Raw genomic sequence first — 25,149 nt, 5'->3', positions numbered from 1 at the left:
AAAAATGAAAAATTTTCATTATTTTAATCACCTAATTACTAGCATTATTATCTAAATTTTTCAAAAGCAAAGTAAGCTCGCTGGCTTTTTTTGGATCCATTTTAGATAAAACACCTGAAATTTTACGCGATTCCAAAGAAAGCATTATTTTGCTTGCATCCTCTGCATCCATTTGACTTAAAACATCTGCAATGGCTGCATCTTTCATTTGGGAATAAATTTCTTTAACCCTACCTTGAATTTTATCATTGATTGAATTTAAAATCTTTTGTTGTTCTTCTACAAGCCTTGCGTTTTCAAGCTTTAATTCTTCAATTTTTGCCAAAGTTGCATTAACCTCAGCCTCTTTTTTTTCTAAATTTTCAAGCCTTTCTTTTTGCAAAGCTTCAAAAGAGGCTTTATAAGCCTCTAAAGATTGTCTTGCTTCATCAAATTCTCTAGTTTGCAATTCAATTTGAGCTTTTCTAGCTTCAAAATACTGCTCACAATTTTGTTCAGCTCCAAAAACTACACTTGAAATAAAAACTAACAATATAAATTTTTTAATCATCTTTTTCCCTTTTGAAAAAACGACTGATTGCAATTTCATCTAAAAATTTTTCTTCAGTCTTCGCAAATTCTTTTTGTTTTTGTTTAATTTCTTCAGTTTCCAAAGCCTTCATTTTTTCATAATCTAAATGCGCTTTTTGATATAAAAACTGATAATGATTCATTTCTTTTTTAGAAAGTTCTACTTTCTCCTTAGCTCTTGCCAAAGCCTCGCGTCCTACTTGCGCCATACTTAAATTCGATCTTAACTCTGCTATAGATCCTGATTTTGGCAATACGCCTAAATTTTCACACTCTTGGCGTGAAAGTTCATAAGCTTTTTCATGTTCAAGCTGTCTTTGTTTGGCTTGATTAAGATTTGATTCTGCTTTATCAAGTTGTTGTTTTCTTACCTTTACAACAGAATTATATTTACTTTTCATAAGATGATAGTATCATCTCTTTCAGGGCTAGTAGAAATATACTTTACCTTAACCCCTGCAAGCTCTTCAAGTCTTGCTATATATTTTTTAGCATTTTCTGGCAATAAATCATAATCTTTTATACCAAAAACTTTATCCCAACCATCCATTTCTTCATAAATAGGTTGAACATTTTCTAAATCGCTTGGTATATAGTCGATTTCCATGCCCTTATATTCATAAGCACGACAAATTTTTATCTTTTCAAAACCATCTAAAACATCAAGCTTCATCAAAGATAAAGCATCAAGACCATTAAGTCTTGCTGTATATCTTACAGCAACTGCATCAAACCATCCACAGCGTCTTTTACGTCCCGTGCTTACGCCAATTTCTTTTCCAATTTGCGCAATTTTTTCTCCATCTTCACCCTTATCCTCAGTAGGAAAAGCTCCATTTCCCACACGCGTTGTATAAGCTTTTACAATACCTATAATATTTCCCGCTTCTTTAGGATTTAACCCAAGTCCTGTTAAAGCGCCTGCTGAAATAGTACTTGAGCTTGTAACATAAGGATAAGTTCCATGATCAATATCAAGCATAGAGCCCTGAGCTCCTTCTAAAAGTACTCTTTTATCTTCATCTAAAGCCTTCCAAAGCATTCTTGTAGTATCTGTAATATAAGGAGTTAAAATTTCATTAAAACGTTTTAAATCAGCAAGCAATTCTTCAGCACTTGGAATTTCAATTTCAAGCATTTCAAAAAAAGTTTTATTAGCTTCAAAATCTTTTATCAAAGCCTCGCAAAGTCTTTGTGGTTCTAAAAGCTCTCCAACTCTATGTCCTGTACGATTAATCTTATCTGCATAAGAAGGTCCTATACCCTTACCTGTTGTTCCTATGGCATGTTTGCCTTTGAGTTTTTCTTTTGCAATGTCTATTAAAGAATGATGTTTTAAATTTAAATGAGCTCTATCGCTGATATATAATCTACCTTTTAAATTTTCAAATTGAGCCATTTCAGCGATCAATACTTCAGGAGAAACCACAACTCCATTTCCGATAATATTAATACATCTTGGATGCAAAACTCCACTTGGCATAAGATGAAGCGCATATCTTACACCATTTACCCAAATCGTATGTCCTGCATTGTGTCCACCTGCACTTCTGCAAACAAAATCATAATTTTCACATAATTTATCAACTACCTTGCCTTTTCCTTCATCGCCCCATTGAATGCCGACAATAATATCTGCTTTGCTCATAAAAATTTCCTTGATTTTACTTAATATTGGCGAGAAGATGAGAGAATCGAACTCCCCAAAGAATAGTCAACTATCCTTTCATCTGATTTGAAGTCAGTGGCGATCACCAGATACGCTAATCTTCCAAAGTGATAATTATAGCGATTTTTAATGAAAAACAAAATAAATTTATCAATATTCTTTTTGACTTCACATTAAATTTAAGCTATAATCTCACTCTTTTTTAGCATCAAGTTTTGATGATTACATTTTTAGGATCTTTCTTTGAATTCTTTTAAACAAAAATATTTAATCAATTTTTGGGACAATTCCCGTTCTATGATTGCACTTGGAATTTTAAGTGCAGTGTATTTTGGAATTTTTGGTGGAGTTTGGGCTGTTACTGGAGAAATGACGCGTTGGGGTGGTGAATTTTTAGAACTTTTAGGTATGAATTTAGATGGATATTCTTATTACCAAAAGCAAAATTTAAATGGAACCCCTTTAACAAGAACTGATGGTATTATGCTCATAGGTATGTTTATAGGTTGTTTAGTAGCCGCACTTTTAGCTAACAAAGTCAAATTTCGTCTACCTGCTAGCAATATAAGAATTTTTCAAGCAATAGTAGGTGGAATTCTTTCAGGATATGGAGCAAGACTTGCATTTGGATGCAATTTAGCTAATTTTTTTACAGGTTTACCTTATTTTTCTTTACACACTTGGCTTTTTACTGTTTTTATGGTTTTAGGAATTTATCTAGGAGTAAAAATTTGCAACACTTCCTTTTTTAAATCTAAAGCTAAATTAGAACGGGTAAATAAAGAAAACTTGCCGCTAAACAAGCAAAGTTTGCGTACAAAACTATATTTTAACTTAGGCATATTGCTTTTCATAGCCTTTTTGGTTTGGGTGTTTTATCTTGTTTTTACAAATGGCAATATCAGCACACAAAACAAACAAAGTCTTCTAGCTTTAGCACTGATTTTTGGTTTTGTTTTTGGTTTTGTTATTTCTAGGGGGCAAATTTGTTTTACTTCTTGCTTTAGAGATTTATTTTTATTTGGTAGAGATAATGCTATAAAAGGCGCATTAATCGGTATGATTATCGCCTCTTTAATCTCTTTTGCTTTTATCTTGCAGGGTCATACTAGTAAACTCATAGAACTTTCTCCTGCTGTAGCTGTGGGGGCATTTTTATTTGGTTTTGGTATAGTTTTTGCCGGAGGTTGTGAGTGTGGTTGGACTTATCGTGCCTTTGAAGGACAAAGTCATTTTATGATAGTAGGAATTGCAAACATAATAGGAACTATGATTTTAGCCTTAAGTTATGACTTTTTACCAAAGGCTCTTAAAGAAGGTGTAAAAATCAATCTTTTAACTGAATTTGGAAATTTAAATGGATTTTTTATCAACCTTGTTTTATTTATCCTAATGTTTGCTTTTGTGGTATTTTACAAAAAACACTTCTTTAAAAATCAACTTAAAGGATAAACAATGAAAATTACTTATAGTTTAAATTTGCAAGGTGAAGCTTGCCCTTATCCTGCTATAGCAACACTTGATGTCTTACCTAAGCTTAAAAGTGGAGAAATTTTAGAAGTACTTTGTGATTGTCCACAAAGTATCAATTCCATACCTCAAGATGCAAAAAACCGTGGTTTTAAAGTGCTTGAAATCGATCAAAGTGGACCCACGCTAAGATTTTTAATACAAAAGCCTTAAAAAAGGCTTTTGTTCTCAAAGCTCTTTTAACATCTTTTCATAAGCTGCTTTAGTTCCAGATCTTACATTTGTAAACAAACTTGCAATAATAATCACCGCCGAAGCTGCTAAAAACCCTGGAACTATTTCATAAAGACCCGAATTTGCAAAATTCTTCCAAAGTACCACAGTAGCAGCTCCTGTTATCATACCTAAGATTGCTCCTACTCTTGTCATCCTACTCCAAAATAAAGAAAAAAGCATTACAGAACCAAAAGAAGCTCCAAATCCGGCCCATGCATAAGAAACTATACTCAAAACACTTGAGTTTTTATCAGTAGAAATCAAAAACGCTATTACAGCTACCAATAAAACACCTAATTTACCTAAATTTAATACAACATGACTTGGCGCATCTTCTCTAAAAATCTTTTTATAAAAATCTTCCGCTATAGTAGAACTTGAAACCAGCAATTGTGAACTTGCTGTACTCATAATAGCTGCTAAAATAGCACTGAGTAAAATACCTGCTATCCAAGGATTAAATAAAAGCTGCGACATCACGATGAAAATCTTTTCAGGATCTTGCAAACTTAATTCAAATTTATGCACATAAGCTATGCCCAAAATACCTATCATACAAGCACTTAAAAGACAAACCGCCATCCAAGCAATACCTATAAAAGTGGCCATAGGAATATCTTTAGTAGAACGAATCGACATAAAACGCACTAAAATATGTGGTTGACCAAAATAACCCAAACCCCAAGCAAGTGCAGATATAATACTTATAACTCCTACTCCTTCGCCCATAGATAAAGCTTGTGGTTTTATTTCTCTTACTATATTCATCGCTTCACCAAAGCCACCTAAATGATAAAGCATAACCAAAGGTACAATAATTAAAGCCATCATCATTAAAAGCCCTTGTATCATATCCGTCCAACAAACCGCCTTATATCCACCTAAAAAAGTATAAGCAACAATAATAATCGTTCCAGTAGTTAAAGCATAATCGTATCTGATACCAAAAGTACTTTCAAAAAGTTTTGCTCCGCTTACAAGCCCTGATGAAACATAAAAGGTAAAAAATATCAAAATTACCACCGCACATACGATGCGCAGTATATGTTTATCATCATCAAAACGAGTTTCAAAATAATCAGGAATAGTCAAAGAATTTGCAATCACACTGGTATAAATTCTAAGTCTTTTTGCCACAAAAATCCAATTTAAACTAGCTCCTATAGTAAGCCCAATTGCAATATAAGAATCTATAAAACCACTTACATATAAAGCTCCCGGTAAACCCATTAAAAGCCAACCACTCATATCAGAAGCCCCTGCGCTAAGTGCAGATATCACAGGCCCCATAGTACGCCCACCTAGAAAATAATCCTCTGAATTTTTATTTTGTTTATAAAAATAAAAACCTATATAAAGCATTAATAAGGCATAAGCTACAAACATCACTGCTATTGGGGTATTAATTTGAACCACTTCCATCAATCTCTCCTTGATCATTAAGATATTGCTCTAATGCCTAAATTTCCATAACGATGAAAAGATATACTTAAAGCTTTTTCATTAAAATAATTTAAAAGTTCAAAACGACCATTTAATAATGGCTTTTCTCTTATAATGATTTTAGCAAGCTTTGCAGCCTCTTTATAAATCTCATCATTTACATCTGGCTTTGCTAAATAACGCACTCTTTCATATTCTTTAATACTCTTGATAAAATTTTCTTTATTTTCTTTTAAAAACAATACTTTTGCTCCTATGCTTTGAACAATTCGTTCTATTATACTAACATCTTGTTCATCATAACTGATACTTAGATCAATATTTGCAATATTTGCACCTAAAACCACACCTAAAACATCTTTTAAGCTTTCATTTCCACAAAGTCTTAAAACCATATTCTTTATTTTAGTATAAGAAAAAAGATTATCTTCTCCACGAATATTGACATAATCTTTTGAAACACTAAACTCGTTTTTATAATGATAAGCATAAGATTGAGACATTTTAATTAAATTGTTCATAAAATCTTGTGCTTCTTTTAAATCTATTTGTGCTAATTTTTTTGAAAATTTATCTTCAATTAAATGATCATCAAAATCTTCTTGCTTAACCTCTAAAAATTGAGTGATATAATTATAAATTCCCACTTTTCTACCCAAACCTATAGCTGATTTTTTAATCCCACCAAAAGGTTGACGCAGCACTATAGCCCCTGTGGTTGGTTTATTGATATAAATATTTCCTGCTTCTATGTGAGTGTGAAAATACTCCCATTCTCTTTCATCTAAGCTTTCAAAACCTGCAGTTAAACCATAACCTGTGGAATTTACTATATCAATAGCTTCTTTTAAGTCTTTAGCCTTCATCACACTTAAAATCGGTACAAAAAGTTCATTCATATGAGTAAAATCACCCTTTTTAGTGCCATATTTTATGCCTGGAGTCATCAAATAAGGATTATCCTCTAAAAACTTAGGTTTTAATGCCCATTCTTCATAAGGTTGTAATTCATCTAAGGCCTTTTGAACTTTAGAACTTGGCTTATCAGCTAAAGTACCTAATTTATTTTTAAATTCAAAAGGATTGCCCACTGCCATAGAACTCGCAGCATCCACTAAAGTCTTTTTAAATTCTTCATCATGATAAACCTCTTCTTCTAAGACTAGCAAAGAAGTAGCTGAACATTTTTGACCGCTATTACTAAAAGCAGAATGAATGATATTTTTAATCGCACTATCACGATCAGCAAATTTAGAAACTATAGTCGCATTCTTTCCGCCAGTTTCAGCACTTAAAAGCAAGGTTGGATTAGCTTTTAACATAGCATAAGCAGTATCCTCTCCTCCTGTAAGAATTGAAAATTTAATCGCTTCATCAATAAGTAAATATTTAGAAATATCACTTCCTTTTGAAGGTAAGAAAATCAAAGCATCTTTTGGAATACCCGAATCCCAAAAACACTTACAAAGCATATAACCTGTTAGAGTTGAAAGTGAAGAAGGTTTGTAAATCACCACATTACCTGCGGCTAGTGGTGCAGCTATAGTACCTACTGAAATTCCTATAGGAAAATTCCAAGGAGCTATGGTAACCCCTATACCTTTAGGTGTGAATGTAACTTTTGGATTTTGTTTTTTAAGCTCTTCTAAAGAGTGCGGATAAAACTCTATAAAATCAATAGCCTCGCTTACTTCAGGATCGATCTCTAAAAAGGTTTTGCCCACTTCTAAAGCTGCCAAACCTATCAAATCCCCTCTTCTTTCTCTCATCAGTTTTGCACTTTTGGCTAAAATTTGATAAATTTCATCATGACTTTTTTGTGTAAATTTGGAATTTTTAGCTACTTCTAAAGCTTGTTTGATTTCTTTTTCTCCTGCTAAATAAGCCTTTCCTATAACTCTATCTTCGATCTTATCTTTAACTTCTAAAACATTTAAATTTTCTGCTTTAAAATCAAGTTCGCCTATAACAGGATAAACATCATAATCTTTTAAATTTTCATATTTAGTTTTAATTTCTTTAGCCCACGCTCTATTTTGTGCTAAAATAAAATCCGTATCGCTTTCATTGCTAAATTTTTTACTTTCATAAGAACTTATGATATTTGATTCTTTATTTCTATCTTGCTTACGATGTGTAGTATTATCAAGAGTTTTTATGCCTTCTAAAGATTTTAAAAAAAGTTCTTTTTGGATATTCCAGTTCTTATCTCCTACTTTAAGATTGAAAAAATAACGCATAAAATTATCTTCACTTGTATTTTCATCAAGGCGTCTTACAAGATAAGCAATGGCATTGTTAAAATGTGCTTCATCGCAAACTGGGGCATAAAGGATTAGATCATGCATTTTAGATAATTCATAAGAACATTGCAAACTCATACCTTCAAGCATTTCAAAAGTAAAAGAATCCAAAGCACCCACTTCACTTATGCGTGTATAAGCATAAGCAATCTCAAAGATATTATGACTTGCAATTCCTATGTTGATGTATTTATAATTGTCTCCTTCAAGAATAAAATCAAGCATTTTATTATAATTACTATCAGTATCTATTTTTTTGTAAAAAGTAGGAAGCTCCCAACCCCTTTGAGACGCAATGGTTTCTTCACTTTCCATATTAGCACCCTTAACAAAACGGATCTTAATAGGCTTCATACCTTTTAAAACCCTCTCTTTTGAAAAAGCAAAAAGTTTTTTAAGATACTTATAAGAATCAGGAATATAAGCTTGCAAAACAATCCCTGCTTTAATATCAAATTTAGCCACACTTTCCATAAAAGCTGCAACGGTGAGTTCTAAATCCCTAAATTCTTCCATATCAAGATTGATAAATTTAGATACACCTTGTTTTTTCTCTTCTTCTAAGGCTAAAGCATAAAGATAATCTAGTCTTTTTACGACCTCTTCTTTAGAATAATTAAAATCTATAATATTAATTTGTGAAAAAATAGTAGTAATTTTTATGGAAATATAAGTGATATAGCTTGATTTTAAGGCTTCTTCGTATTTTTGCATACGATATTTACTCTCAGCTTCACCTAAAACCTCTTCGCCGATTAAATTCACATTTAAGGTAATTTTATCTTGCTCTTTTCTTTTCTTAATATGTGGTTCTAAAACACTAGGATTTGCATCTAGAACCATAGCTTTAGTATCTTCTCTTAAATGTTTGACAAAAAAAGGTACACTTAAATTAGGAGCAAATTTGCCAAAATTTAAAAAGCTAAAAAGTAGGAATTTTTCAAAAGTGCTAAAAAAATCCGCTATGCCATATTTACTCAAAGTATATTCTATAAGCTCAAAACTTGCATTTTTATCTTTACATCTAAAAGAACGATCTAAAAGCTCTATAAGCATAACTTTATTTTTGGGATTATTAAGAAGTTTTTGCATTTTAGCATGGAATTCTTTTTCAGAATTTGAAATATTGGCTTCTATTTGTCCTTGCAATTCTTCAGCTAAGGCTAAAGCTTTTTGTATCATTTCGTATCTCCTAAGATAAAATAAATTTTAATAAATAATATATAAATAAGATAAAAATAATATTTTAAATCATAGAAAATGTATAAAAAATGATAAAAAAAATTTTAATGGGTATATAAGTAACAAAAATTAAGAAATGATAATATCATTTTCTTGCTTATTTACAACCTTAGCAATAATTTTAGCTTGAATATTTTCATCTTCTAGTTTTTTTAAACATTCTAAGGAATCTTTTTCACTTATAGAAATTAAAAGTCCTCCTGAAGTTTGTGGATCACAAAGTAATAATTTTTCTTCATTTAAATCAGGGGTAAGTTCTTTTATAAATTCTAAATTTTTATAAGCTCCAGCAGGAATTAAACCCATATTAAAATACTCTTTTACTCCATCTAAAAAAGGAAGTTCACTTTCAAAAATTTCAAAAGAAATATTTTTATTTAGCATTTCTTTTAAATGTCCTAAAAGTCCAAAACCTGTAACATCACTCATGGCACTTGGATGAAATTTAAGAGCAATTTGACTGGCTTTATAATTTAACTCCATCATGTTTTTAAGCATTATATCTAAATGTTTTTGATTTAACATTTGCGCCTTTAAAGCTGTACTTAAAATTCCTGTTCCTAAAGGCTTGGTTAAAATGATACAATCTCCGATTTTAGAAGTATTATTAGCAATAAATTTACTAGGATGTACTTTTCCTGTAACACTAAGTCCAAAAAAAAGCTCGGTGCTTTCTATAGTATGGCCACCCACGACTAAAGCATTACATTCTTTAACTTTATCATTTGCACCTTCTAAAAGCTCTTTTAAGATGTTTAAATCATGATTGCAAGTATCAAAACCTACTATATTTAAGGCATTAATTACCTCTGCACCCATAGCAAAAACATCGCTTAAAGCATTTGCTGCAGCAATAGCACCAAAATGATAAGCACTATCTACTATAGGAGTGATAAAATCAAGCGTTTGCACCAAAGCTAAATCGGGACTGATTTGATATACGCTTGCATCTTCATTATTTCCGATATCACTAAGTAAAGCAGGAGTTTTTTGCATGAAATTTAAAATTGTTTTAAGACCACCCGGGCTTAATTTCGCTGCTCAGCCTGCTGCTTTAACAAAATGCGTTAAATTTTGATTTTTATATTGCAGTGTTTTTCCTTATAGAGTAATGATTTTTGCTTTACCAAAAAGCTCGTTTAAAATTTCATAAGCATTGCCTATATTTCCTATTTTAAGTTCTTTGCTTTTATTAAAAAATTCTAGACAAGCTCCACAACTTATGATCTCAATACCTAAATTTTCAAGTTCTTTCATAGCTAAATGTGCTTTATGATTTTCATCAACATTGATTAAAACACTTTCATTTACGCAAAGAATTTTACTTGGAGCATGATCTAAATTTTTTAAGGTACTTAAAAATCCTACAAGTAAATTTTGTCCCAATTCACCCTCACCCACTTTGTCGGTTTTTAAAAATAAAACATTATAATCGTGAATATTTACTTTACTAGAATCAAAATTCTTTTTTTGTACTTTGATGCAAAACTCTTGTGCATTTTCATCTACAACAGGGTTTAAATTTAAAGAGTTAAGAAATTTTACAACATTATTTTTTGAAATAATAGAATTTAAAACAATTTCTAAAATTTCATTTTCTTGAAGTTTTTCAAGAGCGTTTTTTGTTTCAACTATAGGCTGAGGACAAGATAGATTGCGACAATCAATTTTCATTATTTTTCCTTGATATTAGCTTTGAAAAATAATATTATTTTATTACTTGTTTTGTGTTTAAAAATTTTAAATAATATAGAAAAAATTTAAAAGCTCAAAAATGAGCTTTTTTAAAATCTTTTTTTATTCACATCTTCAAGAATTGCCGCAGCAATTTGATTGACTTCATTTGTTATATTATTGGTGACATTTGCAACTTCGACATTTTCCTTAGTTACAGTTTCAAGTTGTGCTATAGCATCGTTAATCTGTGTGATTCCTGCTGTTTGTTCTTTTACAGATTCTGCTACTTCATTTACGCTTTGAACAAGTATATTAATATTTGCCTCGATTTCAGATAAGGATTTTCCTGTTCTTTCCGCAAGCTGTCTTACCTCATCTGCAACAACTGCAAAACCACGCCCATGTTCTCCAGCACGTGCAGCTTCAATAGCTGCATTTAAAGCAAGAAGATTCGTTTGCTCAGCGATATCTTTAATCACATTGACAATATTTTTTATATCATCAGCTTGTGAAGCAACCTCAACTGTTTTTCCACTTACATTTTGCATAGAAGAATTAATCTCCTCCACAGCTGCAGCCGATTGTTCTAAAGAACTCGCTTGTGCATTAGAGCCATCAGCAAGTTTTTGCATAGAATTTTTTAACTCTTCTGACTGATTGGCTAAATCTTTAGCAAAATTTGAAGAAGCCAAAAGCATCTTTTTAATTTCTTTGCCTAAAATATTAGTTGTAATCTCAACTTCACCTTTAGCATTAAATACTTCTGTACTAAAATCAAGAGCCTTATAACTATCAAAAACTCTATTAATTTCATTCATATTAGAACCAATTTTACTTTGTAAAACATCAAGCATCCTATTAAGAACATTTTTAAGTTCTACTAATTGAGGATTTATAGGATTTTTAGTAATTCTTGCAGTTAAATTACCCTTTTCGATTTCTCTAGCAGTTTGCACCGATTCATCTACAGCATTTTGATCTTGTTCTAAAGATATTTGAATCTTTTCAATATTTTCATTTATGATTCTTCCCATTGCTCCTAGCTCATCATTAGCACGAATTTCAATAGCCTTAGGTTCAATTTTTTCATGATTTAAAAAACGGAAAAATGATTCTAAAGAACTAAGAATCACAGGCAATCTAGATGCGACAATTTTTCTTACGCAATAATAAACCACTCCTAAAACAACAAAAATAAAAATAAAAGATGCACCAAGAATAATTAATTGTAATTTTTTTAAGGGTTTAAATACCGAATATTTAGGAGCAGTTACCAAAACTGCCCAAGAACTATCTTGCACTTTAAAACTATTAATCGCAGCATAAGAATCATCACCATCAGAAGCTATATAGTTAAAAACTCCATTTTTTCCTTCACTTATGGCCTTATAAGTTTCTTGTGCACCTTTATTAGGATTGATATCTTTTAAATTTTTTAAAACTAGATTTTTATTTGGATGTATCGCCATAAAACCATCTGAATTTAAAAGAACTCTTAATTCACCATCATATTTTTGACCTTTAGGGTCTAAAAGATAAGTAGCAATATCTGAAAAATCTAAAGTCATGCCTATGACACCTACAACTTGATTTTTTCGATCAAAAATAGGCATAGCAACATTTACAGCATCAAAATCTTGACCTTCTAAATTCATCTTAATAGGACGGCCTATATATACTTTATTTTCCCCATATTTTGCTTTTTTTAATATATCTTGCACAACTTGCAGATTAGCTATTTCATCACTAGCTTGTATTGCTTTTATTCCGCCTTTATTATCCTTTTCTTCATCAGCGTAAAGCATAACAAATTTTCCACTTTGAGTATTAAAAAATTTACTCTCTTCTTTAAAGTATTCTGGCGGATCAATAAGATATAAATAAGTAAAATTAGAATAAGCACTATTATCAAAAGTATTGGTTATAATATTTGTTATATTGTCTATATCTAAATCTTCTTTAGAGGTTGATCTAAACATTTCTGTTAAAGTACCTGAAATACTTTTATTTAAAGCGATCATTTCCCCAAAAATTCCTTGAGTTTGAGTAGCATATTCTTTCGTGATAGAAGCAAGAATATCTTCTGTATTTTTGGTAATATTTTGACTTACTTGTTTTGTGATTAATGAAATTAAAATAACAAGTCCAATAACAACAACAGTTGCCACAGAAAAAATAAGTTTTAAACCTATATTTAAAGATTTAAACATCTTATAACTCCTAAAAAATAAAAAATTTAGATTCTAATTTTAACATATTTTTAAAAAAATAATATTAATTAATTATAAAAAAATTATGTATTAGTATTTTTTGATAGAAGATTTATTTTTTTCCTTTTAAAAACAATTCTTTAAAGCGTTTATTAGCGTATTCTTCTATGTCTTTTTGCAAAATAGAGTAATTTTCCATCAATTCCATAGCTCTAGGAGTAAGTTTTGTTCCTGATTCTTTAGAGCGTCCTTGTCTTGTGCTAACTAAAATTTCTTGAGAATTTTTTTGTAAGGTTTGTAAATGCATCCAAGCTTTTTTATAATTAATCCCCATAAGTTTAGAAGCATGTAATAAACTACCTGTTTGTCCGATAAGTTCTAAAAGTTCTGTTTTTCCTCGACCAAAAAGCAAATCTCCATCCGCATTTTCAATCCAAGTTTTTGTTCTTACTATAAATTGCTTACCTTTTTTTTCTTTAAAACAACCAAGTTGACAATACTTTACATCAACCTTATAAGTTTTTAAAGCTGAACGCATACTTTTAAGTCCACAACCTTCTTTAGCAATATCTCTTGCATCTTTACAAAAAATTCTACGCTTTTCATCTAAACTAGGTTCTATTTTTTTAAGCACTTCAATCTTTGCTTTTTCAAAATCTAAATGTCCAAATTGCCCCAACTCGCAATTATCAATTCTCATGTGATTTTCATCGGCTAATTGTCCGATTTTTTCTATATTTATATTAAATTTCTTTGCAATTTTAAAAGCCGTACCACAATCTAATTTTTCATTGCTATTTAACAATTCTCTCATGTATGAGATGATTTCTTTTTCTTGATTTTTATCCATGAATTCTAAATTCTCCACTATAAATATTGATCTTATTTTCTCTAGCAAAACCACAAAGCGTTAAATCAAATTTTCTTGCTATCATAACCCCTAAACAAGTAGGAGCCGTGCGTGAAACAAGCACTGGAATTTTATGCATAACTGCTTTAGCTACCATTTCAGAACTTAGCCTTCCACTAACCATTAAAAAACATTGACTTAAATCAACCCCAGCTAAACGTGCTTTTCCTAAAGCTTTATCTATGGTATTATGTTGAGCTATATCTTCACCTATAAAAAAAGTTTTCTCATCTACAAAAAGCTTAGCCGTATGCACACAGCCTGTTTTCTCGTAAAGCTCGCATTGAGTATAAAAAGTACTCATTTGTTTTAAAATTTCATCTTTGCTAAATTTTGCATCAGAACTAATTTTACTCGCTTCAATAGCTTCTGGATCGATATTGGCAGTATGTGCTCTACCGCAACCACTTATAACTACACCTTCAGCATTAAGCTTTGCTAAATTTTCTTTATCAATCTTTGCTTTAATATGCACACTCATACCATCATCTTTTGTTTCTATGCTCTCAATATCGCTTACTTTCGCAATGATATTTTCACTCATTAAATATCCTATTGCTAATGCCTGTTCATCTACAGGAGTTGCCATTAAAGCACCTACTTTTTCATCATTAATAAAAATTTCAAGCTTAATTTCACGCACTAAAGTATCATTGCATGTAAAAGATTCATCACCTTTATATTTTAAAATTTGAGTTGTAAATAACGGATCCATACCTTATCCTTTAAATATCTTTAAATAATATTATATCAAAAAAACATAAATAACAAATTTATATATGGAAAAATAGATTTTAGATTCAACTTATAAAAGAAAATTCGTTCTATTTATTTCAAAAAAGCTTAAAACTACCGCTATGCAATAACATAGCGGTTAAAGATTAAATTTTTACATTAGGATCATAAGAAAAACTAGGTTCAATTTGCTTTTTATTGCTTAATTCTTTATACCAATAAGAATGTAAAATATAAACCTCTTCTTCTTCTTTATAACCACTAATCATAGAATGGATACTGCCTTTGATTGCAAATACTGCCATATAAATATGCACACCAAAAAACACTGCACACACTATACCCAAGAAATTATGCACTATAGCTGAAATTCTTAAAAGTTCAATTTGAGTTAAACCAAAAAGACCTTGAATTGCCGTGGAATTAAAATCAAGAAAATACATAAATCCACCTGTAATTATCATCAAAAATCCACCAAATACAGCTATATAATACCAAGATTTTTGACCAAAATTAAACTTACCTGCAGGTACAGGACGTTTTACTTTGCTTAAATAACCACCTACTATCATCATCCATCTGATATCATAACTTGCAGGAAGCATTCTTTTAATCCACCATAAAAACATAGGGATTATAGAGATGATAAATAAAACCGTTGCAAAAGCATGTAAATTTTTACAAACCCTTACAAAAAGTCCGCCTCCAAAAGTCGCCCCAAACATCATCACAAAACCAGTTGGCACTAAAATCACCCAAGAAATTGCCGCGATAAAATGAAAAAGTCTTTCAAATAATGTAAAAGCATAAATTTTCTTTCCATCGTGTGAAAATTGCTTAGGTCCTATAACCATATAATGCAAAGCAAATGCAGATAATACCGCAATAACAGCGATTAAAGCTATAGTAGCTATATATTCACCTTGCAAAGTTGTCCAAAGTTTGCCAAAAGTATCATAATTTGGGATATTTGTAATACGATGAAAATCCCAAATTTGAGTATCTTGTCCCATTCTCTCGCTACCATAAGCAAATAAACTCACTACGCTTAATAAAAGCGTTACAAATACTTTTCTCATAAGCGTTCCTTTCCTGTGTAAGCAATCTTCCATTCCAAACTTTCCGAAGGATTTGGAATGCCATAATTTCTATTCATAAGTCTATTATGATAAATCTCTTCTATTTTAGAACTTTCACCTACTAAAAGTGCTTTTGTTGAACACATCGCAGCACATACAGGGACTTTTCCTTCTGCGATACGATTTTGACCATAAAGTTCTCTTTCTTTTTCTGAATTCGTTGCTTCAGGGCCACCTGCACACATAGTACATTTATCCATAATGCCTTTATTTCCAAAAACACTATCTTTTGGAAATTGTGGTGCACCAAAAGGACAAGCATAAAGACAATATCCACAACCTATGCAAATTTCTTTATCGTGTAAAACAATACCATCAGCACGGATGTAAAAACAATCCACAGGACAAACGATAGAACAAGGAGCATCATCACAATGCATACAAGAAATAGAAGTTGAAACTTCTTTTCCTTGAATTCCTTCATTTAAAGTAATCACACGGCGGCGGCGAATATGAATAGGAAGCTCATGTGCTTCATCACAAGCTACCGCGCAACCATTACAATCAATACAACGCTCATTATCACAAAAGAATTTCAAGCGTTCTTTTTCTAAATTTGCAAAATTTACCTTACTCATTTTCCATCCTTACTGATTCTACAAAGTCCACCTTTAGTCTCTGGAATCTGACACATGATATCATAACCATAATTTGTTACCGTATTAGCACTTTCTCCGCTTGCATAAGGCTTAGTTCCTTCTGGGAAATTGTGCGTTAAATCCACGCCTTGCATAACTCCTGTAAAATGGAAAGGCAAGAAAATCATATCTTTTGCTACACCTGGATTAACCTTCACTCTTACATGAATTTTAGTACCTTCTGGAGAATGCACCCAAATCATATCTCCTGCTTTAATGTCTTGCTCTTTTGCTAATTCAGGATTGATCTCACAAAACATTTCAGGTGTTAAACGCGTTAGATACATAGATGCTCTATTTTCCATACCTGCACCATTTAAATTCACAAGTCTTGCAGTAACAAGATTAAGCGGGAATTCTTTAGAATAATCCTTAGCTTGTTGCACAGAAACAAATTTAGTATCCACGCGGTAAAGCGCTTTTTGATCTTCAAAACTTGGATATTTTTGCACCAAATCGTTTCTTGGAGAATGTAAAGGCTCACGGTGGAGTGGAATTTTATCTTTAAAAGTCCAAACTACAGCTCTAGCTTTAGCGTTTCCATAAGGAACTATGCCTTTTTCTATACATTTAGTTGCTATGATATTACTATCATCATAAGACCAAGTTGATCCCATTTTAGCTTTTTCTTGGGCACTTAAAGTAATGCCTAAAACTTTTTCTATATTATCTTTAGTAATTTGTGGATAACCTGTATCAATAGGCGAATTTAAAGGTGCATTTTTAGCAAGTAAACTCTCTCCTTCATATTCAAGTCCAAAATTGTTTCTAAAGCCCATACCACCTTTTGCTACTTCAATGTCGGTATTATAAAGCACAGGAGAACCTGGGTGCTTATCACTCCAACAAGGCCAAGGAAGCCCGTAATACTCGCCAGCAACTTCGTCTTTTCCTTCTAAAGTTACCTCATCAAATTTATCCCAGTATAAAGTATGCTTTTTAAGCCTTTCAGGACTCCAACCATTAAGCCCTATACTTCTAACTGCTTTTGCAATTTCTCTTGTTGCATTTTCAGGCCAAACAATCTCACCTTTTTCATCGCGTAAAGTCTTGGTAAAGTCTTCATAAAAACCTAATTTTTTAGCAAGCTCAAATAAAATTTCTTGATCTTCCATGCTTTCATAAAGTGGATCTACAACTTTAAATCTCCATTGTCCGCTACGATTTGTTGCTGTTACACTTCCGCTTGTTTCAAACTGTGTTGCTGCAGGTAAAAGATAAATTCCATCTTTTCTTTCTGCAATAATCCCTGCTTCATTTACAAAAGGATCGGCTAAAACTAAAAGCTCTAAAGCTTCCAAACCTTCTTTAACTTTTACTTGTTGTGCAGTCGAAGTAATACCATTTCCCATAACTACTAAAGCTTTTAAAGGCGTTCCTGCATTATCGATAGCATCATTTCCATCTTTTCCATTTAAAGCCGCTGCCCACCATCTAGCAAGTGAAAGCCCAGTTTTATGCATCCAATCTTTGCTTACAAAATTTCCTAAAAGCCACTCATAATCCACACCCCAAATTTTGGCATAGTATCTCCAAGTCGCTTCATTTAAAGGATAATAACCTGGTAAATTTTCGCTCAAACAAGCCATATCTGAAGCACCTTGAACATTATCGTGTCCGCGTAAGATATTAACTCCACCACCAAATTTACCTATATTTCCAAGTACCATTTGCACAATAGGTGCTAAACGTGTATTTGAAGTTCCTACAGTATGTTGAGTTAAACCCATAGCCCAAATAAGCGTAGTTGGTTTGTTTTTAGCTACTTCGTGAGTGATTTGCACCAAAAGTTCTTTAGAGATCCCTGTAACATTTTCCACTTCTTCAGCTGTCCATTTTGCTGCTTCTTCACGAATTTTATCAATTCCAAAAACTCTTTCATCAAGATATTTTGTATCTTCCAAGCCTTCATCAAAAATGATTTTTAACATTCCATACATGAAAGCAATGTCAGTTCCTGGACGAATTCTTGCATAAATATCCGCTTTTGCTGCACTTTTTGTAAATCTAGGGTCTACAACAATAAGCTTTGCACCTTTTTCTTTTGCTTTTAAGAAATGTCTAAAACCCACAGGGTGATTTACCGCTGGATTTGCTCCAATGATAATGATACATTTACTTCTTTGAATGTCTCCAAGATGGTTTGTCATAGCGCCATAACCAAATGTATTCGCCACACCGGCGACTGTTGCGCTGTGTCAAATTCTAGCTTGATGATCTACATTGTTCGTTCCAAAAAATGCTGCAAATTTTCTTATATAATAAGCTTGTTCATTATTAAGTTTTGCAGAACCTAAAAACATAACACTTTCAGGATTTTCTTTACGATAAGCAGCTAGTTTTTCTCCGATCTCACTTAAAGCTTGCTCATAACTTATGCGTTTCCATTCTCCATTTTCTTTTTTCATGGGATATTTTAAACGCACATGTGAACGCACCATATCGATCATATCAGATCCCTTGCAGCAATGTCCACCTGAACTCACAGGATGATCTTGAGCAATTTCTTGACGCACCCAAACACCATTTTGCACTTCTGCAATAATCCCACAGCCTACAGAACAGGCTGTACAAACTGTTTTTACTTTTTTACTACCTTCATACGCTTCTTTAAGCTCATCAGCACTCGCTTCTCTTAAAGTTTCACTTCTAGCAAGCAACGGTGTTGCTAGGCTTGAAAGTGCTGCCATTTTAAGAAAAGAACGACGCGTAAGCTTGATATTTTCACCTACACTTGACATTACTCAGCCTTTATATAATATTTTTCCCAATTAGCACTTCTTTGAAAAAGCACTTCTTTTTTCTTACTTTTACCTTTAACCAAATCTTTTCTTTCTTCATCTTTAGCTAGAGCTAAAGTCGTGCTACCAAGCACTCCAGCAGCCCCTAAGGCAAAAGCGGATTTTTTAAGAAATTCCCTGCGATTTTTCACGAGTCCTCCTTTGTTTATTTGCTTCTCTTCTTAAAAATTCTGAACGCGATAGATCGTTTTGCACTTTTTTAGAATTTATTTTTGCAGGTTTTTCCACTTCAAAGCAAAGTCTTTCAAATTCCATAAAAGCCGATGCAATACTTGCAATTTCCTTATATAAATTCGCATTTTTATTCATGAAAACATCGCCTAAAAACTCATCAATGCTTTTATTGATCACTTTTTCAAAAAGCTCTTTGGCTAAATCATCTTCATTTTGCCTTAAAAATTCACTCATCAACAATAAACAAAATCCAACACTATCTTCACTTTCTTTAAAAAATTTTTCATTGCGTCTTATTTTACTTTTGACTAAAATTTGACGCACGCAAAGTAAAGGATTTGAATTTTCAAAACCTTCTTCTATGTAAGAAAAAGTCGTTGGAATGCTATTTTTAAGACTTAAAAAAAGCAAATCATATTCTTTAAAAAATGCTTGTATAGAATTTTCATCATCTAAATGCTTAAGCAAGATATCAAAATTTGATTTTAAATTTTCATCAAATAAACATTCTTGCATTGTCTTTAAATACTCTTGTAATTTTGACAATCTTTCTTCAGAAAATGAAAAAACAAAAAGCTCTCCTAGACATTGATAATAAAGACTTCTAGCTAATCTTAATTTTTCCAAATCCATTAAAGCTCCCATGCATTCAAAATTTTCAAAAATAGCTTTAAATTTTGCTTGAATGAATATTATGCAAAATATACCTAATATTCATTTTAAAGCCGATTTTTAAATCGATTTATCTTAATACTATTTGATTTAAAAATCACTGAATTTCAATAAAATTCCACAAGGATTTAAAATATTAAAAAATCATACTAAAGTATTTAAAATTAGATATTTGAGTTGATTTTATATTTGAAAAAATAAAATACTTTGCATAAAATTTACATCTTTGATTCTCTTCCGAGTAAAATTAACATTTTATGCAAATTATAAATAATACTAATTTCTTAAAGAATAATCCTTATAAGAAAATTCTCTTATCATTTGAAGTTCATTTTTACGGTCTAAAAGCATGAGATTTGGAAGTCTTATACCATTAAAAGTTGTGTTTTTCACAATGGTGTAATGAATTTGATCTAAAAAAACAATTTTATCGCCGATTTTAAGCTTTTTATCAAAGGCGTATTCTCCCATTACATCACCTGCTAAACAAGTATTTCCAGTAAGCAAATAGGAAAATTCGCTTTCTTTTAAGTCTGAAATTTTTTCATTTTCTCTTGTGGCCAAAATTCTAGCATTTAAAACTTCACTTGTATAAGGCATGATGATAGTATCTGGCATATGTGCTTCGCTTGAAGTATCTAAAATAGCAATTTGTTTTTCATTTTCTATGATATCTACTACACTAGCCACCAAATTTCCTGTTTGCCAACCCACCGCTTCGCCTGGTTCAAGATAAACTTGCACGCCATATTTATCACTGAAATTTTTACACAAAGCAATAAGTTTTTCAACATCATAGCCTTTTTTAGTGATGTGATGTCCTCCTCCAAAATTCACCCATTTCATTTGCCCTATCCATTTGCCAAATTTCTCTTCAAAAGCCTTTAAAACTGCTTCTAAAGCATCAGCACTTTCTTCACAAAGTGCGTGAAAATGAAGTCCTTCTATAGCATTTAAATCCACATTTTCAAAATCTTTAGCACGAATTCCAAGTCTTGAGTATCTTCCACAAGGATTGTAAAGTTCTTTTGGGGCTAGAGAAAATTCAACATTACAACGAAGACCTAAGGAATTTTTTTGTGTTTTAGCTTGAAATTTATGAAATTGGGCTAAAGAGTTAAACACTATATGATGAGATAAACTGGCTATTTCACCTATTTCATCTTCTTTAAAAGCAGGTGAATAAGTATGAATTTCTTTATCCATGTATTCTTTAGCAAATTTTGCTTCCCAAAGTCCGCTACAAGTACAACCTTTTAGGTATTCTCCAACAATTTTCATCGCTCCTGAAAAAGCAAAACCTTTTAAAGCTAAAAGCACTTTAGCACCACTTTTTTCACCAACACTTGCTAAAAGCTCACAATTTTTTCTTAATTTATCTTCTTCTAAAATATAAGCTGGAGTTTGAATTTTTTCATAAAACATTATTTTTCCTTGATTAAATTGCTAAAATCATAACAAAATTAAACCAAATTTTCAAAATAAATATTTACTAAAGTTAAAAAAATAATGACTATAATACAAAAAATCAAGCAAAAGGAAAAACTAATGAATAGAAGAAATTTTTTAAAATTTAATGCACTTACTCTAGCAAGTATGGGTGTAGCCTATGCAAATCCTATGCACGATATGCACTCCATGCATAAAAATCATTCTATAAATCATGACTTAGATACTTCTTTTATAAACTTTGCTCCAAAAAATTTAAAGCTTTTAGATCCAAAACAATTCCCCCAAGGAGAAATTTTAAAAGCCTTGCCTTTACTCAAAAATAAAAGTAAAGAAAAAAATATTTTTCGTGCTACCCTAGAAATCAAAGAAAATCATATAGAGCTTATCAAAGGTAAAAAAACCTTATTTTATACTTACAATGGCCTCGTGCCTGCTCCAAAAATAGAAGTTTTTGAAGGAGATAAACTTGAAATTTTAGTCAAAAACAAACTCAAAGAAGCTACAACTATACATTGGCATGGCGTTCCTGTGCCACCTGATCAAGATGGAAGCCCACATGATCCTATCTTAGCAGGAGAAGAAAGAATATATCGTTTTGAAATTCCTCAAGATAGCGCAGGAACTTACTGGTATCATCCACATCCTCATTATACGGCTTCTAAACAAGTTTTTATGGGTTTAGCAGGGGCTTTTGTGATCAAAGCAAAAAAAGATGCTTTAAGTCATTTAAAAGAAAAAGATTTAATGATTAGCGATTTGCGTCTTGATGAAAACGCTCAAATTCCAAACAACAACCTAAATGATTGGCTAAATGGTAGAGAAGGAGAATTTGTACTCATCAATGGACAATTTAAACCTAAAATCAAACTCGCCACAAACGAACGCATACGCATTTATAATGCTACTGCAGCAAGATATTTAAATTTACGCATACAAGGAGCTAAGTTTATACTTGTTGGTACTGATGGCGGACTTATAGAAAAAACTATTTATAAAGAAGAACTTTTCTTAAGTCCTGCTTCTCGTGTAGAAGTTTTAATCGACGCTCCAAAAGATGGGAATTTTAAGCTAGAAAGTGCTTATTATGATAGGGATAAAATGATGGTAAAAGAAGAACCTAATACCCTATTTCTAGCCAATATTAACCTAAAAAAAGAAAATGTAGAACTTCCAAAAAATTTAAAAATTTTCAAACCTTCAGAAGAACCTAAGGAATTTAAAGAAATAATCATGAGTGAAGATCATATGCAAATGCATGGTATGATGGGAAAAAGTGAAGGCGAATTAAAAATCGCTCTTGCGTCTATGTTTTTAATCAATGGCAAAAGCTATGATTTAAAACGCATTGATTTAAGCTCCAAACTTGGAGTAGTTGAAGACTGGATAGTGATAAACAAATCTCACATGGATCATCCTTTCCACATACACGGCACGCAATTTGAACTCATCTCATCAAAACTCAATGGCAAAGTTCAAAAAGCCGAATTTAGAGCCTTAAGAGATACTATAAATGTGCGTCCTAATGAAGAGTTAAGACTTAGAATGAAACAAGATTTTAAAGGACTTAGAATGTATCATTGTCATATTTTAGAACATGAAGATTTAGGAATGATGGGAAATTTAGAAGTAAAGGAATAAAATGGTAAAAGTGGAATTTTTAGGCCCCATAAATAAAGAAAATTTAGAACTTGAGGTAAAAAATTTAAAAGAATTAAAAGAAATTTTGCAAAAAGATGAGAGTTTAAAAGAATGGCTAGAACTTTGTGCGGTATCTTTAAATGATGAAATCATTTTTGATGAAAACACTAAGTTAAAAACTGGTGATAAAATAGCACTTTTACCGCCAGTTTGCGGGGGTTAAATGGAACATTTTACACTCTATCAAGATTCTTTAGATATTCCTAAAATTTATAGCCAATGGTATGAATTTGCCAAGGATAAAAACTGCGGTGCTTTACTGACTTTTTGTGGTATTGTGCGTGAAGAAGGAGGCATTGAGGCACTTAGTTTTGATATTTATGAACCGCTTTTAAAAAAATGGTTTGATGAGTGGCAAAAAAGAGTAGATTTTGATGGTATTAGCTTGCTTTTTGCTCACTCTATAGGCGATGTGGCGGTTCATGAAAGCTCGTATTTTGCAGGAATTTTAAGCAAACAAAGAAAATTAGGGCTTAAACTTCTTAATGAATTTGTTGAAGATTTTAAAGCAAGTGCACCCATTTGGAAGTATGATGTAATAAACAAAGAAAGAATTTATGCCAAAGAAAGATCAACCAAACTTTGCGGTGCAGGACTTTTAAAAGGATAAAAAATGTTAATGTCTTATGAAGAAAGTTTAAAAATTTTACATTCTCATATCAAAACCTATGAAAAGATTGAAAAAATAGCTCTTACAGAGTGTTTAGGACGCATTTTAGCTCAAGACATAAAAGCCCCTAAAAACCAACCTGAATTTCCAACTTCGGCTATGGATGGTTATGCGATCAAATTTGAAGATCAAGATAAGCCTTTAAAAATTTTAGGCCTCACACCTGCGGGCACTATGCCACAATTTAGCGTGCAAAATGGTACTTGTGTAAAAACCTTTACAGGCTCACTCATGAGCGAAGGAAGCGATACTTTAGTCCCTGTTGAAAATGTACGCGTAGAAAATGATACTCTTTTTATAGAAAAAAAAGTTCCTCAAGCTTTTGCCGTGCGTGCGGTAGGAGAAAACTATAAAAAAGATGAAATTTTACTCAAAAAAGGCACAAGGTTAAATTATAGCGAGATAGCTCTTTTAGCTGAACTTGGATTTTTTCACATTAGTGTGTTTATAAAGCCTATTGTAGGGGTTTTAAGTAGTGGAAGTGAGATCAAGGATCTAGGAGAAGCCTTGGAAAATCCTGCTCAAATCCGCTCTTCAAATCATATCGCCATAGCTAATTTAGCTAAAAATTTAAATTGCGATACAAGGGTTTTTCCTCTTTTAAAAGATGATGAAAAAGCCACTTTTTCTACCCTTGAAAGTGCTTTGCAAAGTTGTGATATTTTGATTACAACGGGCGGGGTTTCTATGGGGGATTTTGACTTTTTAAAAAAAGCCGTCAAAGAATACGAAATCATCATCGATAAAGCCGACATAAAACCAGGCAGACATATCAAAATAGCTAAGGCTAATGAAAAATTCATCATCGCCTTACCAGGTTTTCCTTACTCGGCTATGGTAATGTTTAATCTTTACGCAAGAGAGATTTTAAACTCTTGGTTACTTCAACCTAAAGACTATATTTGCAAAGCCTTTTTACAAGGAAGTTACAAGAAAAAAACACCTTATTTAGAATTTGTCGCTTGCAATATAGAGTTTAAAAATGGACGCATTTTAGCCAATCTTGAAGGTAAGAAAGAAGGCTCTAGTGCGATTATAAACAATCTTAACAATAAAGCTGCCCTTATGGTGGTACCAAAAGAATGTGAAATGTTAAAAAATGAAAGTTTAGTAGATATTATCTTTATGCCTTAAAATTATTTAAATAATTTTATTTCGATTTTAATCAACCCTAAATTTCAATAAGTTTCAAATTTGCAACCTCCTTTTAGTGGAGTAATTAGCCCTAGCAGAGTTTCAATCCACTAGGGTTTTAGTCCCTTTTAAATTTCTTTATGGTAAAATTGATTGAAGTGTAGTAAAGGCTGTAGCACTGTTTTAGTCCCTTTTTAAATTTCTTTATGGTAAAATAGATATTTACCAGATAATGAAAATTTAGGGGTTTTTTGATGAAAAATAGC

Annotated in this window: 22 protein-coding genes and 1 tRNA gene; 6 read left to right on the top strand and 17 right to left on the bottom strand. The window is 31.7% G+C overall.

Features of this window, described 5'->3' with window-relative positions; all coding sequences use genetic code 11:
* Nucleotides 1-31: 31 nt before the first annotated feature.
* The 4 genes from FBF15_RS00325 to FBF15_RS00310 form a co-directional block, all read right to left on the bottom strand.
* Nucleotides 32-550: a MotE family protein gene (locus tag FBF15_RS00325; protein WP_165434518.1), complete on the bottom strand. Its 519-nt coding sequence runs from the start codon at nucleotides 548-550 to the stop codon at nucleotides 32-34.
* Nucleotides 543-971, bottom strand: a complete 429-nt coding sequence (locus tag FBF15_RS00320) for a flagellar export protein FliJ (protein WP_165434517.1) — start codon at nucleotides 969-971, stop codon at nucleotides 543-545. Before FBF15_RS00320 ends, FBF15_RS00325 begins: the two co-directional genes overlap by 8 nt.
* The gene (locus FBF15_RS00315; protein ID WP_038816608.1) at nucleotides 968-2,218 is read right to left on the bottom strand and encodes an adenylosuccinate synthase; all 1,251 of its coding nucleotides are present in this window, start codon (nucleotides 2,216-2,218) and stop codon (nucleotides 968-970) included. Before FBF15_RS00315 ends, FBF15_RS00320 begins: the two co-directional genes overlap by 4 nt.
* Before the next feature lie 27 nt (nucleotides 2,219-2,245).
* Nucleotides 2,246-2,343: transfer RNA gene (locus tag FBF15_RS00310), tRNA-Sec, on the bottom strand.
* A gap of 139 nt (nucleotides 2,344-2,482) precedes the next feature.
* Between FBF15_RS00310 and yedE the strand changes: the two genes are divergently transcribed.
* Both yedE and yedF (FBF15_RS00300) read left to right on the top strand, forming a co-directional pair.
* The gene (gene yedE / locus FBF15_RS00305; protein ID WP_165434516.1) at nucleotides 2,483-3,691 is read left to right on the top strand and encodes a selenium metabolism membrane protein YedE/FdhT; all 1,209 of its coding nucleotides are present in this window, start codon (nucleotides 2,483-2,485) and stop codon (nucleotides 3,689-3,691) included.
* A 3-nt stretch (nucleotides 3,692-3,694) separates the two neighbouring features.
* On the top strand, nucleotides 3,695-3,922 hold the full coding sequence (yedF, locus tag FBF15_RS00300; protein WP_002855447.1) for a sulfurtransferase-like selenium metabolism protein YedF: 228 nt from the start codon (nucleotides 3,695-3,697) through the stop codon (nucleotides 3,920-3,922).
* Nucleotides 3,923-3,937: 15 nt separating this feature from the next.
* Here yedF (FBF15_RS00300) and putP read toward each other — a convergent pair whose 3' ends face one another.
* The 13 genes from putP to nspC all read right to left on the bottom strand — a co-directional run bounded on the left by putP (nucleotide 3,938) and on the right by nspC (nucleotide 21,354).
* A complete protein-coding gene (gene putP, locus FBF15_RS00295; RefSeq protein WP_002872334.1) occupies nucleotides 3,938-5,407 on the bottom strand; it encodes a sodium/proline symporter PutP in 1,470 nt (489 codons plus the stop codon).
* Between the two features lie 17 nt (nucleotides 5,408-5,424).
* On the bottom strand, nucleotides 5,425-8,913 hold the full coding sequence (locus FBF15_RS00290) for a proline dehydrogenase family protein (protein WP_070299452.1): 3,489 nt from the start codon (nucleotides 8,911-8,913) through the stop codon (nucleotides 5,425-5,427).
* Nucleotides 8,914-9,042: 129 nt separating this feature from the next.
* Nucleotides 9,043-10,065, bottom strand: coding sequence for a selenide, water dikinase SelD (gene selD, locus FBF15_RS00285; RefSeq protein WP_079254328.1), 1,023 nt, complete (start codon nucleotides 10,063-10,065; stop codon nucleotides 9,043-9,045).
* A 9-nt stretch (nucleotides 10,066-10,074) separates the two neighbouring features.
* Nucleotides 10,075-10,647, bottom strand: a complete 573-nt coding sequence (gene yedF, locus FBF15_RS00280) for a sulfurtransferase-like selenium metabolism protein YedF (protein WP_002860696.1) — start codon at nucleotides 10,645-10,647, stop codon at nucleotides 10,075-10,077.
* A 110-nt stretch (nucleotides 10,648-10,757) separates the two neighbouring features.
* Complete coding sequence (gene ccaA, locus FBF15_RS00275; RefSeq protein ID WP_052773667.1) at nucleotides 10,758-12,860, bottom strand: aspartate chemotaxis receptor CcaA; 2,103 nt, start codon at nucleotides 12,858-12,860, stop codon at nucleotides 10,758-10,760.
* A 112-nt stretch (nucleotides 12,861-12,972) separates the two neighbouring features.
* Nucleotides 12,973-13,710 carry a winged helix-turn-helix domain-containing protein gene (locus tag FBF15_RS00270; RefSeq protein ID WP_002822570.1) on the bottom strand — a complete coding sequence of 246 codons (738 nt, stop codon included), beginning with the start codon at nucleotides 13,708-13,710 and terminating at the stop codon, nucleotides 12,973-12,975.
* Nucleotides 13,703-14,485: a formate dehydrogenase accessory sulfurtransferase FdhD gene (fdhD, locus tag FBF15_RS00265; RefSeq protein ID WP_002858885.1), complete on the bottom strand. Its 783-nt coding sequence runs from the start codon at nucleotides 14,483-14,485 to the stop codon at nucleotides 13,703-13,705. The genes FBF15_RS00270 and fdhD overlap by 8 nt, the downstream gene beginning before the upstream one ends.
* A 166-nt stretch (nucleotides 14,486-14,651) precedes the next feature.
* On the bottom strand, nucleotides 14,652-15,584 hold the full coding sequence (locus FBF15_RS00260; protein ID WP_002867229.1) for a formate dehydrogenase subunit gamma: 933 nt from the start codon (nucleotides 15,582-15,584) through the stop codon (nucleotides 14,652-14,654).
* A complete protein-coding gene (fdh3B, locus tag FBF15_RS00255) occupies nucleotides 15,581-16,222 on the bottom strand; it encodes a formate dehydrogenase FDH3 subunit beta (RefSeq protein ID WP_002851264.1) in 642 nt (213 codons plus the stop codon). Before fdh3B ends, FBF15_RS00260 begins: the two co-directional genes overlap by 4 nt.
* The gene (locus FBF15_RS00250) at nucleotides 16,219-19,023 is read right to left on the bottom strand and encodes a formate dehydrogenase subunit alpha (protein WP_079460199.1); all 2,805 of its coding nucleotides are present in this window, start codon (nucleotides 19,021-19,023) and stop codon (nucleotides 16,219-16,221) included. The genes fdh3B and FBF15_RS00250 overlap by 4 nt, the downstream gene beginning before the upstream one ends.
* Nucleotides 19,023-19,214: a twin-arginine translocation signal domain-containing protein gene (locus tag FBF15_RS00240; RefSeq protein WP_002803269.1), complete on the bottom strand. Its 192-nt coding sequence runs from the start codon at nucleotides 19,212-19,214 to the stop codon at nucleotides 19,023-19,025. The genes FBF15_RS00250 and FBF15_RS00240 overlap by 1 nt, the downstream gene beginning before the upstream one ends.
* Nucleotides 19,189-19,902 (bottom strand): molecular chaperone TorD family protein, encoded by a 714-nt coding sequence (locus tag FBF15_RS00235; RefSeq protein ID WP_002851502.1) that lies wholly within the window; start codon nucleotides 19,900-19,902, stop codon nucleotides 19,189-19,191. The genes FBF15_RS00240 and FBF15_RS00235 overlap by 26 nt, the downstream gene beginning before the upstream one ends.
* 303 nt (nucleotides 19,903-20,205) lie before the next feature.
* Nucleotides 20,206-21,354, bottom strand: a complete 1,149-nt coding sequence (gene nspC / locus FBF15_RS00230; protein ID WP_002858888.1) for a carboxynorspermidine decarboxylase — start codon at nucleotides 21,352-21,354, stop codon at nucleotides 20,206-20,208.
* A gap of 123 nt (nucleotides 21,355-21,477) precedes the next feature.
* Between nspC and cueO the strand changes: the two genes are divergently transcribed.
* The 4 genes from cueO to FBF15_RS00210 are packed head-to-tail and all read left to right on the top strand — an operon-like array spanning nucleotide 21,478 to nucleotide 24,883.
* Complete coding sequence (gene cueO / locus FBF15_RS00225) at nucleotides 21,478-23,019, top strand: multicopper oxidase CueO (protein ID WP_165434515.1); 1,542 nt, start codon at nucleotides 21,478-21,480, stop codon at nucleotides 23,017-23,019.
* Between the two features lies 1 nt (nucleotide 23,020).
* Nucleotides 23,021-23,242: a MoaD/ThiS family protein gene (locus FBF15_RS00220; protein WP_002851547.1), complete on the top strand. Its 222-nt coding sequence runs from the start codon at nucleotides 23,021-23,023 to the stop codon at nucleotides 23,240-23,242.
* Nucleotides 23,243-23,689: a molybdenum cofactor biosynthesis protein MoaE gene (locus FBF15_RS00215; protein WP_002851301.1), complete on the top strand. Its 447-nt coding sequence runs from the start codon at nucleotides 23,243-23,245 to the stop codon at nucleotides 23,687-23,689.
* Between the two features lie 3 nt (nucleotides 23,690-23,692).
* A complete protein-coding gene (locus FBF15_RS00210) occupies nucleotides 23,693-24,883 on the top strand; it encodes a molybdopterin molybdotransferase MoeA (protein ID WP_165434514.1) in 1,191 nt (396 codons plus the stop codon).
* Nucleotides 24,884-25,149: the final 266 nt, after the last annotated feature.

This window comes from Campylobacter sp. CFSAN093233, assembly GCF_011068165.1.
In the GTDB taxonomy this organism is placed as follows: domain Bacteria; phylum Campylobacterota; class Campylobacteria; order Campylobacterales; family Campylobacteraceae; genus Campylobacter_D; species Campylobacter_D jejuni.
This window is presented reverse-complemented; position numbering and strand designations above follow the sequence as displayed.

Coding starts and splice junctions, on each gene's coding strand:
- FBF15_RS00290 (WP_070299452.1), bottom strand. CDS start 8,913: ATGATACAAAAAGCTTTAGCCTTAGCTGAAGAATTGCAAGGACAAATA.
- FBF15_RS00260 (WP_002867229.1), bottom strand. CDS start 15,584: ATGAGAAAAGTATTTGTAACGCTTTTATTAAGCGTAGTGAGTTTATTT.
- FBF15_RS00220 (WP_002851547.1), top strand. CDS start 23,021: ATGGTAAAAGTGGAATTTTTAGGCCCCATAAATAAAGAAAATTTAGAA.
- cueO (WP_165434515.1), top strand. CDS start 21,478: ATGAATAGAAGAAATTTTTTAAAATTTAATGCACTTACTCTAGCAAGT.
- FBF15_RS00215 (WP_002851301.1), top strand. CDS start 23,243: ATGGAACATTTTACACTCTATCAAGATTCTTTAGATATTCCTAAAATT.
- ccaA (WP_052773667.1), bottom strand. CDS start 12,860: ATGTTTAAATCTTTAAATATAGGTTTAAAACTTATTTTTTCTGTGGCA.
- FBF15_RS00235 (WP_002851502.1), bottom strand. CDS start 19,902: ATGGGAGCTTTAATGGATTTGGAAAAATTAAGATTAGCTAGAAGTCTT.
- yedF (WP_002860696.1), bottom strand. CDS start 10,647: ATGAAAATTGATTGTCGCAATCTATCTTGTCCTCAGCCTATAGTTGAA.
- FBF15_RS00270 (WP_002822570.1), bottom strand. CDS start 13,710: ATGGATAAAAATCAAGAAAAAGAAATCATCTCATACATGAGAGAATTG.
- fdh3B (WP_002851264.1), bottom strand. CDS start 16,222: ATGAGTAAGGTAAATTTTGCAAATTTAGAAAAAGAACGCTTGAAATTC.
- fdhD (WP_002858885.1), bottom strand. CDS start 14,485: ATGGATCCGTTATTTACAACTCAAATTTTAAAATATAAAGGTGATGAA.
- yedF (WP_002855447.1), top strand. CDS start 3,695: ATGAAAATTACTTATAGTTTAAATTTGCAAGGTGAAGCTTGCCCTTAT.
- FBF15_RS00210 (WP_165434514.1), top strand. CDS start 23,693: ATGTTAATGTCTTATGAAGAAAGTTTAAAAATTTTACATTCTCATATC.
- FBF15_RS00325 (WP_165434518.1), bottom strand. CDS start 550: ATGATTAAAAAATTTATATTGTTAGTTTTTATTTCAAGTGTAGTTTTT.
- FBF15_RS00320 (WP_165434517.1), bottom strand. CDS start 971: ATGAAAAGTAAATATAATTCTGTTGTAAAGGTAAGAAAACAACAACTT.
- nspC (WP_002858888.1), bottom strand. CDS start 21,354: ATGTTTTATGAAAAAATTCAAACTCCAGCTTATATTTTAGAAGAAGAT.
- FBF15_RS00315 (WP_038816608.1), bottom strand. CDS start 2,218: ATGAGCAAAGCAGATATTATTGTCGGCATTCAATGGGGCGATGAAGGA.
- putP (WP_002872334.1), bottom strand. CDS start 5,407: ATGGAAGTGGTTCAAATTAATACCCCAATAGCAGTGATGTTTGTAGCT.